Raw genomic sequence first — 14,296 nt, 5'->3', positions numbered from 1 at the left:
CACTTCAATCCCCTTTCGGTAGAAGTTGAATCGATATCGTGACCACCAGTCCCTGCCCGGGACTTCCATCAATGCTTAGGCTGCCGCCTTCTCCATACATGATGCGAAGCCTTTGGGCGATATTGTTAAGCCCCAGACTGTCCCCGGCATGGCAACGTAATGCCTCATTGGAAGGTTGTTTTGATATGGACTCATTTAACTCGTCCATCTTTGCCTGAGTCATACCCTTACCGTTGTCTCGTACACTAATCAGCAGCTCCTGGTCGAATTTTAAGGCAGATACCCAGATTACTCCTCCATTTTCCTGCCCTTCAATGCCATGGTAGACTGCATTCTCCACCAGCGGTTGCAGTACCAGCTTGGGAATCAAATACTCGGTTATCCCTTCTTCGATGTCATAGATAATCTCTAACTTACCGTCGTAACGTACCTGCTGAATGCGTACATAGGATTGCACAAAAGCCAGTTCTTCCCCAAGTGGAACCATCCGGTCCACCTTATCAATCGTATAACGCAGCAGCTTGCCAAGCGCTGTCACCATGTCCGACACCTCTGCATGCTTCTGGCGAATGGCCATCATGTTAATGGACTCCAGCGTGTTGTATATAAAATGGGGATTCATCTGGCTTTGCAACGCTGACAACTCTGCCTCCCGCTCTTGAATGCCCAGCAGAAACACCTCATTGAACAGTCGATGAATCTCTTCCATCATGCGGTTAAAGCCCCGGCTTATCTGCCCGAATTCATCACTGCTGAAGTATGCTACACGCTGGCTAAAATCTCCCTGCTCCACCCGAATCATGTGGTGCTTCAGTCGAATCAGTGGCCGGGTGATGCGATAGGATAAAAGAACCGCCAGAATCGCTATACCCGCCATACACAACACTGCGAACCATATTGTGAAGGTGAGCATCTCACCCGACTCCTTTTGAATCACAGCAATAGGTGTAAGACTGATCACCGAAAGCCCAGAATAGCTGGAATGGTGTTGTACATAGAGATAGGGCTGCCCATCCAGAACAACTTTTTGGTTTCCTGCATAGCTTTGAAGCTGTCCCTGCATTAGCAACTGGTCGTACGCAGACATTCCTCCGATTGAGGTCCGTTCGAACAGCAGACGCTGCTTGCTGTCTACAATCATCAGGCTTGCATCTTGCTCATAATTCAGATTGGATAACAGTTCGCCGAAGGCCTCCAGACGGATGTCAATCAAAATGTAACCCAATCGCTGGAGCGTTCCCGGATCTCGAAGCACTCTGCCCACCGATATATACGATTCTTGCTGACCGCCCATGTAATAGCCGGGTTCATGCGGAGGAAGCAGGCGCCATGTCCCTTCGGAGTCGTTAAGTTCTGTAAACCAGTCATCCTGCCTGCTGTCCCATACCGGCTTGACCGCCAGTGAATCGAGATTGGAGAACAAAATGCCGCTGTTGCTGATCAGGTGAATTCCCCGAATCTCGGGCCGGTCATAAGCTTGACCCGATGTGTAAAGCTTCATTTTCAGATAATCCTCCGACCTCGCCCATGTTCCCGACCCCATTGAAGCGTTGTATTTCCCTAGAATGCCAAGCACCATCTGATCGTAAAGCGGCAAGAGCGACAACCGCTCAAAGTCCTTCAGCAGCCGATTCAGATTGGCGTTAATCTGGCGAACCATATCAATGGTGAACTGCTCGGTCTTGCGATCCATCGTCTGCGAGAAATGCTTGTAGTTCATCACTCCCTGTAAACTTAGCGGCAGTAACGTCAGCGCCAGGAACAACAGGAGCAACTTGGTGCGCAGGTTTACGTTTTTTCCGAGAAAAACGCGTACCTTGTCCATCATTTCCGTTCATCCCTCCCTCTCCCGATCATTGTATGAGCCCCCTTCACAGATCAATCTGGATATAACTGGGGTCATCATATCCAGTTTTAATGATCATTCGCTATCCTGCCAATCCTGGAATTGGTACGGAATTTCAAGTTATCCGCATAGGTTTCAGGGTGAACGCCAAAAAGTCGACTGTATCGCTACAGTCGACTACGCTATTTCTATAGAACACTAATTAGACCAAAAAACCGACTGCATTATGCAATCGGTTGTCTGTTCCTGAGATGGCTTTTATATTTGAATCGATTATATTCATTAATAAGCTCGTCCAGTACCATGGACTGTCGGAGGACTTTGTTGTCCTGCATGCCATGATTCTCCGCCAAACGACTCAACTCTTGCCTGTTCCGTTCGATTTTATCTGTGATCTGTACCGGTTCACTCACAGCATGCACCCCCTCTTTGTATAACATTTTAGGATACATTGCCAAAAAATTCATATTTTATTCCTTTGCAGAATAAAATATTTATTTACATAGAGATACTTTCAACATCAAGCAATTTGCATAGAGAGTTGACGTCTCTTCTTTTCTACAAGATGTGGGCAAAGAAAATTATAACATGTCTACATATCGTATTCGAGAATACGCGAATCCTTTACCGTTAAAGTGCGTTATGGACATATTATCCATTTTACCCTAAGTATCTCTCGCACCTTTCTCTCACGAGAAGTTAATAAATTTATCGAAAAGTAATCTATTTGTATAGGTAATTTTCATCACCGTTCTGCATACCAAAATAACGAAGTCTGTAGCCCTCTCGATAACGAGCACGTAATGGATTAATGAAGGAGTCATTCTCAAACTCAATGTAACCTGTTAAATAGAGCAGGATCAGATATTCCTCAAAACATTGATTGCCAAGAGTCATCTCACTCTCTTCCATCCCATAAAATACATCGATCTCAAGAGTTAATAGAAGAGAAAATCCTCGCACAGTGGATCTGATTATCCATGCAAATTCCAGTGGCTCATGGATATCTTCATCCTTGTTCAAGCTAATTAATTGCTTGGTTCCCCTCTCATCCTTAAATACATAAGCTGCAACCGCCTGATCAAATCCGGCGTATGGGTCGTTGCATAAGTCGGAGAACTCTTCTAAATCCACCTTCTCAGCGTAGTATTTCTTGGTTAGTCGATCATGAATTTGCTCTAAAGTGAATGGATTAGGAAGGTCCAACGTTATATATTTGTCGTAAAGCTTCTGAATATCAATCTGCAATGATAAATCCTCTTTTCGTTATGTATAATAGAATTTTCAACTACGTTATCAATACAAAAAGGCTTACTTCCAATCTCGGAAATAAACCATTTTTAAACCTGATAATTCCCCTTAAAGACTATAAATTACCACCACCATGTGTAGTCGTAAGGGATGTTTCAAAAGGAATTCCATGATCAAATAAACCCAACTGGCTGACATTAACGACTAACAAACTAAGCAAGATGAAATAAACGATTTTCTTTTTTATCATAATTACGCTCTACCTCCATCATTATCTTTTTATACTGTTGTGCATGATCTGGAGTAGATATGTGTCTATATCTCTCATATAACGCTGCACAATGTATAGTCTCTTTTTGGTTATTAATTTTAACTGCTTCGTTCAAACAATATAAAAGTTGATTCATACCCTCAAGGTACTGACCACGATTAAGGTGATAAACACTTTGTCCAAGTAAAAATGTGATATAGATATCCGACCTGACCTGATCGGTGTAACCTTTTAATTTATCAATTTCCGAATAGATTTGGACACTGAATTTATGAAGTATTTCATTGATATCTTGGTTGAATTTATTAGCCACTTCCAAAATATTTGTCATAGCAGGGAGCACTTCTGATTCGTTTATTTCGATAAAATCAACGTATGCTGGCAAAATACTCAGATCACCCATCATTAATTTATAGACATATGTGTTCGCTTCTGCCCAAACCTTAAACTTAGATATATACATTCGATCTTCTTCATTAGAATTATGAATATTCACTACATCTGTATAAACCCCTGTATAGTAAAGTGCTTCTTCATATTTTCCCAGCCCCTCACAAGCAGCAGATTTAAGTAGATTTGAGTATGCTCTATATACAAATAAGGGGTATGCGGTTAACCGTTCACTTTTATCAATTTTTTTCTTTGTATATAATTGTAAAATTTTAGTTTTCTGATCCAACTCATCCGAAAGGGAAAATAACTTGTCCCAGTATCTTAGAGCCAAGTATGTATTCGCCAGGTCTTTTATCGCATCCAGCTGCCTCTCCTCATCCAGCCGATTAATATATGGCTCAAAGTGCACAGCGGCCCGCAGGTTATCATGTTGATTCTGACCAAGCGAGAGGGTGAAGATGCGATACTGGCACAGAGCCAGACGTTCCGAGTGTTGATATTTCTCACACTCCGCCACACATTCGTACAACATCCGTGCAGCCTTCGTCTGTCCACGTTCAAGCATGCCTTCCGCCATCTCGAACAACTCCGAGATATACGAGCGATCATCCGTCACTTCCTGGATAACCTTATGAATACATTCCAGCTTGTCCAATTCAGCACAGCGTTGCAGGAAAGGTTCCAGTCTCCTCCAATGAGGTGCCGATTCCACGAAACATTCAGCCCCATAAATCTCGTAGAAATACCCCTCTTCCAGCTTCATGCCTTGGGTAATCAGATCCAGTTGCGCCATAGCGATGGGCCGAGTCCCCTTAATAATTGCGCTAAGCGTTCCAGCGTTAACTCCCGATATATCGGCAAAATACTGCAGGGTGTACCCCTGTTTCCTGATGTAGTCCTCAATATATGAGCGTATCGTAGTTGTAGGTTCCATGTATCCCACCTCCACAATGAAAATCCATAATTTTGAATTTATATGATAAGCACAATTTTAATCCTAAATTTTACAGCGGTCAATAAAAATCGTGGCAATTCCCTTCACATTTATGCAAGGAGGCCTCGCTGTTCCTGCTTATAGAAAAAATCCATTAGAAGAATCCGTTAGAACATGATACATTTAATCCAACTTATATATCCTACTATTTCAATGGGATTATACAACACAGATACTATCAATTCAGTTCGAGGAGAAGGTCAGATGAAATTTGCCTTGTTTAGTCTCATGATGAATCTGCCTAATGCCGTAACCGGGGAAGCTCTGACAACTCAGCAGAAATTCCACAATATATTAGAGCAGGCAAAGCTGGCTGAACGACTGGGTTTCGATGCCTATGGAATCGGTGAACGACACGGTGCGCCTTTTCTATCTTCCTCGCCACCTGTCGTATTAACTGCAATAGCCGCAGCAACCACACGCATTCGGTTACTAACCACCGTCACTGTGCTTAGTATACTCGATCCAGTCCGGGTTGCCGAGGATTATGCCACGTTGGATCAATTATCGGGTGGACGGCTGGAGATGATCATCGGGAAAGGCAATGACCCTCGGCACTATCCGCTGTTCGGCATAAGCGAAGAGGAACAATGGGACTCACTCGATGAACGCTACCATCTGCTAAAACGGCTGTGGTCTGAAGAGAATGTAACCTGGCAGGGAACGTATCGCCCTCCGCTTGATGGAGTGACCACGTGGCCCAGACCGCTTCAGCAATCCATCCCAATCTGGCATGGTAGCGCGTCCAGCACGGTCTCGACGGAACTCGCTGCCAAATATGGCGAGCCGCTCTTTACGTCGAATTCTTTTCACCCGCAAGCCAAATACAAAGCGTTAATTGATCATTATCGGGAACGCCTCGATTATTATGGTCATGATCCGCAGCAAGCAGTGATTGGCTCTGGTGCCGGCAGCCTCTATCTTGCGGATACGGGCGAAGAAGCCATTCGTCGTTATAAGCCATATTATGAAGCGTTCCATGCCACCGCCGCCGCACAGCATAACCAGTCGCCCTTCACCGATCTGGAGGATAACATTGCACGAGGTCCTGCGTTAATTGGCAGTCCGGAACAGGTCATTGAGAAAATTCTGGACTATCATGCCGCTTACGGACATCAGGTGCTGAGTATCAGCGTAGATGGACTGACGCATAGCGAGCAACTGGAGCAAGTGGAGCGTTTTGCCAAGGAAGTTGCCCCTATATTACGCCGCGAGCTGCCCAGTTCGGTATGGAATGAACCCCCGGTGTTAACCCAGCACTCATCCTTCCTTTCCTCTAATGTTACAGATTCGTGGCCCACAGCCATCTCACCTATATTCCAGGTCTAACAATCTCCCACGTACAATATACATGTGCTCCTTCCAGGGTGATTCCTACGAATCGCCCTCTTCCCTCTTCCTCCCACTTGTATCGTGGCTATCCCTATTTCTTCTTGGACTGAATGCCTTCCAACAATGAACGGAGCATCAGATCTACAAACGCATCATCCATCGCTTCCCCCGTCACTAACATACGATAGAACACCGGTCCATAGATCAGATCAATGTATAATCCAATGTCCGTCCCACTCTTTAATTCGCCGCGCTCCACACCCTTCTCCAGAATTCCCCGAGCTTCACGTCGACGTGGTTGGATGTACCTTGTACGGTATTCTTCGGCAAGCCCTGCATCCGACTGCCCTTCCCCTATAATCTGTGTAATCACTTTTCCTTCCCGACTGGTCAAAAAACGAACCAGATTACTCGCATGTATGCGTATATCCTCCAATACCGAGCCTGTCTGCGGCACTGGCAATCTTGCCGTTGCCGCAGACATATATCCGTCCATGATGACAGCGCCTTTATTCGGCCACCATTTGTAGATAGTGGCTTTGCTCACCTGTGCACGTTCAGCAATCTTCTCGATTGTAACTGCCCCGAATCCGTGCTCCAACAACAACTCATACGATGCTGTAAGAATGGCATTCTGGGTTTCCATGTTACGTGGACGTCCTCTTTTGGCAGTCATCTTGAACCCTCCTTGATGTATAAAATATATTTAATCATCAGTATTTTTCATAAAAACGATACGTTCATTATACTAAACTGCCATGAGTACACACAATTCCATCCTACGCTCACCTTTTCATCCTCAATTATATTCTCATTAAAATATGTAGAGCCTATTTACAATACTGTACGTTTAGTTTATTATATATTTGTAATTAGTGTACACACCGTTTAGTAATTAATGTTTTTAAATATCACCTGTTTATTGGGAATACCTATTTAGAACTGTGGAGGATGATTATGATGGATATGAGACAACAAGTGAAGAAGGCACCTGTACCCACCTGGATTATTTTTTTGCTGGCATCAGCTTGTGGATTGATCGTGGCAAACCTGTATTATGCTCAGACCGTTATCGGTCCGATCAGCATGACAACGGGTCTGTCTTCTGCCGCTGCCGGATTGATCGTAACGTTGACTCAGATTGGTTATGTCATTGGTTTGCTGTTTATCGTGCCGCTCAGTGACATTACCGAGAATCGACGCCTGGTCGTGCTTTTCCTCATCGTACTGGTTGTCGCCCTGATTGCTGCGGCTTTCTCGCCCACTGCTGTTGTATTTCTGACTGCCTCTCTGTTCATTGGGATAGGTTCTGTTGTCGCTCAAATTCTGGTGCCCTATGCGACATATCTTACTTCCGAGGAACAACGCGGACGGGTTGTTGGCAATGTAATGAGTGGTCTGTTGCTGGGCATCATGCTGGCACGTCCTGTCGCAAGCTTTATCACCAGCCTCTTCGGATGGCAGACGGTCTTTGTATTCTCCGCCATTGTCATAACACTTCTAATGCTGCTCCTATCACGTGCTCTTCCTGCTCGCCAGCCTGAACCCACCTTGAAATACGGGCAATTAATTGTGTCCTTGGGCACACTGTTCAGAACGATGCCGCTGCTGCGCCGCCGGGCGTTCTATCAGGCCAGTCTGTTTGGTGCTTTCAGCTTGTTCTGGACTACGGTTCCGCTCAGGCTCGCTAACGATTTTGATATGTCACAGCAAGGGATTGCCTGGTTCGCACTGGCTGGTGTCGGTGGTGCTATTGCCGCTCCCATTGCCGGGAGACTGGCTGATCGCGGACTAACACGTATTCTGACAGGTGCTGCCATGGTGATCGCTGCTGCTTCGTTTGGTCTTGCTTATGCGTTCCAGAGTCACTCCACGTTAGCACTGATACTGCTTGTGATCGTCGCGATCACACTGGATATGGCTGTCTCGGGAAATCTGGTGCTGGGTCAACGCATTATCTACTCCTTAGGAAGTGAAGCGAGAGGACGTGTGAATGGCATATTCATGTCGATCTTTTTTGTCGGCGGTGCGATTGGTTCATCTCTTGGAAGCTGGTCTTATGCTAACGGAGGTTGGAGTCTCACAACGCTGATTGGCCTGATTATGCCGCTGCTCGCTTTGGTGTATTACTTTACGGAAAAGAAAGCTGCCGTTGTCAGCAAACATCTATAAGTGCGATGCCTTCAGGCATCCTTCCTAATCAAAATCGGACTTTTGAACAACCTCTATAACAATTCTTTCATATATAAAGAAGGGCAGAGTGATCTCTAAAGATCCGCTTCTGCCCTTTTCCCTTATTTCATGACACTGAATTTTTTGGTCGCTGCCCTAACTTGATCATCCTCGCCCCATACAATGACACCTACCACTTTGGTAGCTTCCAATTCCATCGAAGCAATCTCAACTGCATATTGTTCAAAGGCATTGTTGAGCGACTGGCCTGTCTGTGAAAAAACAACATGGCTCAGTCCCCCGCTGTCATCTGAGCAGAGTTTGGCCAGATTGATCAGTTGATTCTCCCCGGCCTTCAGAATGACAGTGCTATATCGGATGCCCGCATGCTGAACGCCGCTATGATCCAGCACAGGTTGATCAGCATATAACCCCGGCTCATTCAGGGCTGCTTGTCCCATTAACAGGGCAGCCACATTAGCGGCGGCGCCAGGTTCCAGATTTTTATCCAGTATAATAGCAATTCTTTTCATATGACTGTATTCACCCTCTGTGTATTTTGTGTAAAACATACCCATGGCATATTGATTCCCTCGCGCAATACTTTGTAGGTCACAAGCCCGTAATGATCAGCGCATAGCTGATTCGTGAGCGCAATGGACTTCTCCGTGTTGTGCATGACCTTCCTGCAAGCTTCAGGGTTGGACGATACGGTGCTGTTCTCTCTATAGGTTGTATCAAGTTCAGATAACAAGTAAGTGGTTGCTGGATGATGATAGATAATATCGATCTGATCGGGACATACCGCATGGAAGCCGGATAGAACCAGCGCAGGAATTTTCTCCACAAAGCTCTCAGACACCGCTAGTTCAGAATCCATGATAAAGCTGTTGAGCTTGGGATACGCCCCGGGGACCAGCAAGCAGGATATGATCCCTGATCTCAAGTCTTCCGCAGCCGCTTCAAATTCAGGGTATGGCTTGATACGTTCCGAGTTGCCTAGCTTTTTCGCGATATGCATGCTGCAAGTCAGGAATCCTTCATCGTCTCCCAGCGTTCCCAGTATGGCATATTTCTCTTTAATGATCTCCATTTATTTCTATTTCCTCCTTTTTATTTCTAATCCGCTAAAGATCGTATACCAAAATTTTCCTATTGTCAATTAACACTTTAACGCATCATAAATATGTATTTTGGTTCATATTTTTAACCAAAAGGTGTATTCAAAATGGAAAATATTGAGCTATAATGTTATGAAATGAATTTTTACTATTTTTAGTATTTTGTTGAAAGGGGATATACGAGAACGTATGAAAACCATTGTATACATATCTGATTTCAGGCTTCCAACTGGATTAAACTTCGTTAAACCTTTGCAGAAATTGGCGGATCACAAGAAAATTCTGATTATTGAACGGCATAATTTGCATCATGATGAGGTCCTCAGGGACTTCTTTGACGAAATTAGATATGTCGATCATCTGGAGTCCGTAGATGCCATCCGGGAGCATATGATGCAGATCCGAGAATCCCATTCCATCTCTGCTCTGTTAACGCCGGGTGAGAATGCGATTGAGATCGGTGGTCAGCTCCGTTCCGAGTTCGGGATCCCCGGTATGCAGCGCAATCAGGCTGAGGCTGTTCGCAACAAATGGATCATGAAACAAATGCTGCATCAACGCGGAATTCGGACATCCGAAATTGCAATTGCTCTACATGAACAGGACTATATTCGTTTCACTGCTGTACACGGGTTTCCGATTATTGTGAAGCCACTCAGCGGATATGGAAGTATCAATACGTTCAAATTATCCAGCATGGATGAACTGGTACATTATCTACACCATACAAGACAAGCACAGCAAAGGGATTTGCTGGAGGAATTCATCCACGGTACGGAGTTTCATTGTGATTCCATTGTGTCCAAGGGCAAAGTTGTATTTGCATCTGTTTCCCAATACCTGTATAACTGCCTGGATATTGCGACGAAGCAGAAACCTCCAGCCAGTATTACGTTCCCTGAAGGCACGGAAGCTGATTTTATCCATCACATCAAAGAACTCAATGAACAGGTCATTGCTGCCTTGGGTATCAATCAATCCGTAACACATGCCGAACTTTTTCTGACTCCGGAAGGAGAAGTGGTGTTTGGAGAAATTGGTGCAAGAATCGGGGGATCGCATGTTATGCCTCCTTGTATCAAGAACACCCATGGCGTTGATTTCTTCGAAGCCGTCACTGATCTGGAAGTTGGAATATATGAATTTAAGCAACAGGAGACGAGCCATAAATTCACAGGCATGATCTGCTTCCCTTCACGCGCAGGGGTAATTCAACACATATCCGGGATAGAGGATTATGCGGATATCCCTGGCATCATTGAGTTCAATGTATCCTATCAAGTGGGGCAGCGCGCCGGGGACGTCAACGATACCATGACCCGATCAGGCTATGCTATCGTGGAGGGTGATTCGTTCGAGGAATTGCGTCAAACCCTGCTGGATATGTACGATCGTTTCAAGATTGAAGTGACGGTTGCTGAAACTGAAACTGTATAAGATGTACGGATGATCCTCACCGTTTTTGGTCTGGAGTGACGTTTATCTTGGGGAGGGCTGGAATTATTGTCTTTATTCAAAACCTACGCGGGTCTGAGCCGCGATATCTATTATCTCTGTTTAGCCAGAACGATTAACAGCACGGGAGATTTTGTATTCTCCCTGATTACCTTGGTGCTTACGTTACAGATGGGCATGAATGTGGTCAGTGCAGGGATCTTTGTGTCCATGGCAGCCCTAATTAGCGGACCCGGTGTACTTCTCGGCGGCTATTTAAGCGATGTTATGGGCAAAAAAACGATTATTGTCATTGGGCAACTGTTGTCTGCCATCATGATTATAAGCTGCTCTTTTTGGTCAGGCACCCTTACCGTTGGTTATCTTCTGATTGCAGTCATGTTTTTCATCAGTATCACCCGACCTGCTTATAATGCACTGATTATTCAACTGTGCACGGAGGAGAAAGAGCGAAAGTCCGCCTTTTCCCTCATGTATCTGGGGGCCAATCTGGGTATAGCCATCGGACCACTGATCGCCGGTTTTTTTATCAAAGATCACGTCAACATTGTCTTTATAAGTATCGGTACCGTGTTTCTGATATCTACCTTTATCATCATCAACCAGGTTAAGATCGGCACACGCAAGGAATTGGCATCAACAAACAGCGAACATGCTGGACAACAACGATCGAGCCAACCGCCTTCGCCGTTATTCAGACTACTGCTGAAAAATCCACTCGTTGCCTTCTTCATCGTTGTGTCATTTCTTAACTATTTTATCTATATGCAATACTCATTTAGCCTCCCGCTCCAGATGAATCACTCGTTTGGCGAGAACGGGGCAGCCTATTACGGCTCTGTCATGACCATCAATGCCATTAGCGTCATTATTCTTACCACCGTTATCCTGTCCGCTACACGCAAATTAACTGCCCTAAACTCCATAGCTACAGGCGCACTCTTCTATGGAATCGGATTTGGAGCCTTGAACCTGCTCGGAACCTTCCCCCATTTTTCCATCGTCGCCTTATCCACGGTGCTATGGACCATTGGAGAGATTCTCGTGCAGACCAATATCAATCTGTATATTGCTTCGCGTGTACCCGATACACATCAGGGGCGGTTTAATGGCTTGCTGTTATTCGTAGGTTGCCTGGGTTATACACTTAGTCCATATTTGACAGGCATTTTCATCAAAAGCATGGACATGGAAAGTGTATGGATCATTATTCTGGCTGTCAGTCTGTTCTATGGGTTGTCTATGATCATTCTCTGGTATATCGAAAAAAGCTCAACAAGAAGAAACGAAATGAAGCCGCTGGATCACTCAAAAAGTATCTGAACCTCAGGGCAGGGCAGCCTATTCTGCCCTTTTTTCACTTTATTTTCACACCAAAACAGGCAAATGTGCATTCGCATCATACTCGACCAATTGCTGACCCGTATGCAATCTCTGTACCAGATCTGGATTGGCGATAAACGGTCTGCCGAACGCAACCAGATCTATGCTTCCCTTACCAATCGCGTGCTCTGCGGTCTGAACATCCAAATTCCCCACACCAATAATGATTCCATCCCACCGACTTCGAATCCGCTCGTGAAAGGACTGCTCCTCTTCCCACGCTTTTGTATATTGATCTGTTGAGGGATGCAAGATTGTAATTCCCGTCTCACGGAACAAATTAAGATATGCATCGATCATTCCAGCTTGATCTGCCCATGCATAGGATGCATCATCATCCTTTTTCTCGGAAAATCGTACCGATATGCGATCTACACTGATCTCTTTTTTCACAGCCACAATAATATCCCGCAAGAACCGCAATCTGCCTGCTGTGTCTCCTCCATATTCATCTGTTCTTTGGTTGGTCTTCTCATTGATAAACTGGTCGATCAGATACCCATGCGCAGCATGCAGCTCGATCCCGTCGAACCCTGCCAGAACTGCATTGCGGGCGGCCGTCTGAAAATGCTGAATGGTATCCGCTATATCCTGTGCACTCATCGCTTGAGGAACCTGATACGGTTTATGCAGCTTATGAACTCTTCCCTCTGCCGCAAGGCTGGAAGGTGCCAGTGGAGCGGTTCCGATCAGATCGGAGTGGGACAACCTGCCGACATGCCACAGTTGAGCAATAATGGTGCCGCCATGTTTGTGGACAGCATCCGTTACCCTTTTCCAAGAAGTCGTCTGTTCCTCTGTATATAAACCGGGGATGCCGTAAGTGCCTTTGCCTGCCAGATTGGGGTTAATGCCCTCGGTAATAATCAGCCCCACACCATCTCGCGCACGCTGCTCATAATACGCCACCATCTCATCCGTCACGGTCCCCTCCCGATCATCAGCAAATCCCCGGGTCAACGGTGCCATCACAATTCGGTTCCTTAATTGCCACTGATGAATCGTTACCGGGCTTAATAATGTTGAACGTGTATTCGTGTTATCCATGTCATATCCCTACTCTCTTTGTCATTAAGGATATTGTACGGCGGCTCCGATATATCGTAAAATGATTTAAATATATAGTTGTATCTCTCAGAGAGATACCTAACATCACCATCTGCCGAATTAATTGGTGTTAATCCACGTTCAGGAGGATACAGCATGGAACTTTCCGATATCGATATTGTTCTCGCGGTGGCGCGTTCAGGCAAAATCTCACAGGCCGCCAAAGAACTGAATTACGCGCAATCCAATGTCACTACACGCATCAAAAAACTGGAGCAGGAATATCAGATCCAGCTGTTCAACCGATTTCCCAAAGGCGTTGTACTGACCTCCAAAGGAGAACAGTTCGTCCAGTACGCCACACAGATTCACAACCTTTTGCACGATCTGAAGCAGGATATGACCGATCCCGGTGAGCCTTCCGGCACGCTGAAAATCGGCATTGTGGAAACGGCGGCATCCAGCCGCTTTATGGAGATTCTGAATGAATATCAGATAACCTACCCGAAGGTGTCCATCTCACTCGTCAACGCCACTTCACCCAAAGTACTGCGCAAGAAAATACAGGACGATGAGATTGATGGTGCTTTTATCAGCGGGGCTTGTGTGAAAGAGGGTCTGAAGGTGGAATATGAGATGCAGGACACGGTTCATATCATCTCCAAGAAGATGGATACACCACCTGAAAGTCTGTGCCAAGTATCATGGGTTGTTTTCCCCGAGGGCTGTCCTTATCGTGAAATGACCGAAGAATTTTTGCAGGAAGAGGGACTGTCCGCACGTAATATCATCGAAGTGAGTACGATGGAAAACCTGCTTAGCTGTGTGGAGTCTGGAATTGCTTTTACCATTATGCCGTGCAATGTTATTCACAAGAAACCGGATGATTTCTCCGTATTTGATCTGGCAGATCGTTTTACCCATACCACGACAACCTTTGTCCGCGGTGAGGATCGGTATGTCAGCAGTGCGCTGGATCAATTCATGAAGCTGCTGAATCAGAAGTGCATTACGTTTTGATATAGATAACT

The 14,296-nt window shown here is 45.4% G+C and carries 13 protein-coding genes; 5 read left to right on the top strand and 8 right to left on the bottom strand.

The annotated features are described in order from the left end of the window. Positions 1-4: 4 nt before the first annotated feature. The 4 genes from MHH25_RS02090 to MHH25_RS02075 all read right to left on the bottom strand — a co-directional run bounded on the left by MHH25_RS02090 (position 5) and on the right by MHH25_RS02075 (position 4,554). Entirely contained in the window at positions 5-1,828 is a 1,824-nt protein-coding gene (locus MHH25_RS02090) for a sensor histidine kinase (RefSeq protein WP_340018995.1), read from the bottom strand. Between the two features lie 242 nt (positions 1,829-2,070). Continuing rightward, positions 2,071-2,259, bottom strand: coding sequence for an aspartyl-phosphate phosphatase Spo0E family protein (locus MHH25_RS02085; RefSeq protein ID WP_036616818.1), 189 nt, complete (start codon positions 2,257-2,259; stop codon positions 2,071-2,073). 310 nt (positions 2,260-2,569) lie between these two features. Continuing rightward, positions 2,570-3,094, bottom strand: coding sequence for a pyruvate kinase (locus MHH25_RS02080; protein WP_340018994.1), 525 nt, complete (start codon positions 3,092-3,094; stop codon positions 2,570-2,572). A gap of 215 nt (positions 3,095-3,309) precedes the next feature. Further along, on the bottom strand, positions 3,310-4,554 hold the full coding sequence (locus MHH25_RS02075) for a transcriptional regulator (RefSeq protein WP_340018993.1): 1,245 nt from the start codon (positions 4,552-4,554) through the stop codon (positions 3,310-3,312). Between the two features lie 405 nt (positions 4,555-4,959). Here MHH25_RS02075 and MHH25_RS02070 point away from each other — a divergent pair, with 405 nt between their 5' ends. After that, positions 4,960-6,084: an LLM class flavin-dependent oxidoreductase gene (locus tag MHH25_RS02070; protein WP_340018992.1), complete on the top strand. Its 1,125-nt coding sequence runs from the start codon at positions 4,960-4,962 to the stop codon at positions 6,082-6,084. Between the two features lie 94 nt (positions 6,085-6,178). Here MHH25_RS02070 and MHH25_RS02065 read toward each other — a convergent pair whose 3' ends face one another. Continuing rightward, positions 6,179-6,763, bottom strand: a complete 585-nt coding sequence (locus MHH25_RS02065; RefSeq protein ID WP_340018991.1) for a TetR/AcrR family transcriptional regulator — start codon at positions 6,761-6,763, stop codon at positions 6,179-6,181. Between the two features lie 281 nt (positions 6,764-7,044). Between MHH25_RS02065 and MHH25_RS02060 the strand changes: the two genes are divergently transcribed. Then, positions 7,045-8,259 carry an MFS transporter gene (locus MHH25_RS02060; protein WP_036616595.1) on the top strand — a complete coding sequence of 405 codons (1,215 nt, stop codon included), beginning with the start codon at positions 7,045-7,047 and terminating at the stop codon, positions 8,257-8,259. 122 nt (positions 8,260-8,381) lie between these two features. On the opposite strand, the gene MHH25_RS02055 is transcribed toward MHH25_RS02060, so the two are convergent. Next, on the bottom strand, positions 8,382-8,792 hold the full coding sequence (locus MHH25_RS02055) for a DUF2000 family protein (RefSeq protein ID WP_076253917.1): 411 nt from the start codon (positions 8,790-8,792) through the stop codon (positions 8,382-8,384). Further along, complete coding sequence (locus tag MHH25_RS02050; protein ID WP_340018989.1) at positions 8,789-9,352, bottom strand: hypothetical protein; 564 nt, start codon at positions 9,350-9,352, stop codon at positions 8,789-8,791. The genes MHH25_RS02055 and MHH25_RS02050 overlap by 4 nt, the downstream gene beginning before the upstream one ends. A gap of 217 nt (positions 9,353-9,569) precedes the next feature. On the opposite strand from MHH25_RS02050, the gene MHH25_RS02045 reads away from it, so the two are divergent. Next, positions 9,570-10,817, top strand: a complete 1,248-nt coding sequence (locus MHH25_RS02045) for an ATP-grasp domain-containing protein (protein WP_340018988.1) — start codon at positions 9,570-9,572, stop codon at positions 10,815-10,817. A gap of 66 nt (positions 10,818-10,883) precedes the next feature. Beyond that, entirely contained in the window at positions 10,884-12,158 is a 1,275-nt protein-coding gene (locus MHH25_RS02040; protein ID WP_340018986.1) for an MFS transporter, read from the top strand. Between the two features lie 45 nt (positions 12,159-12,203). Here MHH25_RS02040 and MHH25_RS02035 read toward each other — a convergent pair whose 3' ends face one another. Continuing rightward, entirely contained in the window at positions 12,204-13,265 is a 1,062-nt protein-coding gene (locus MHH25_RS02035; protein WP_340018984.1) for an alkene reductase, read from the bottom strand. A 156-nt stretch (positions 13,266-13,421) separates the two neighbouring features. Between MHH25_RS02035 and MHH25_RS02030 the strand changes: the two genes are divergently transcribed. Continuing rightward, positions 13,422-14,285, top strand: coding sequence for a LysR family transcriptional regulator (locus tag MHH25_RS02030; RefSeq protein WP_036673084.1), 864 nt, complete (start codon positions 13,422-13,424; stop codon positions 14,283-14,285). The last annotated feature ends 11 nt before the right edge of the window (positions 14,286-14,296 follow it).

It is taken from the genome of Paenibacillus sp. FSL H3-0457, assembly GCF_037981725.1.
Lineage (GTDB): Bacteria > Bacillota > Bacilli > Paenibacillales > Paenibacillaceae > Paenibacillus > Paenibacillus amylolyticus.
This window is presented reverse-complemented; position numbering and strand designations above follow the sequence as displayed.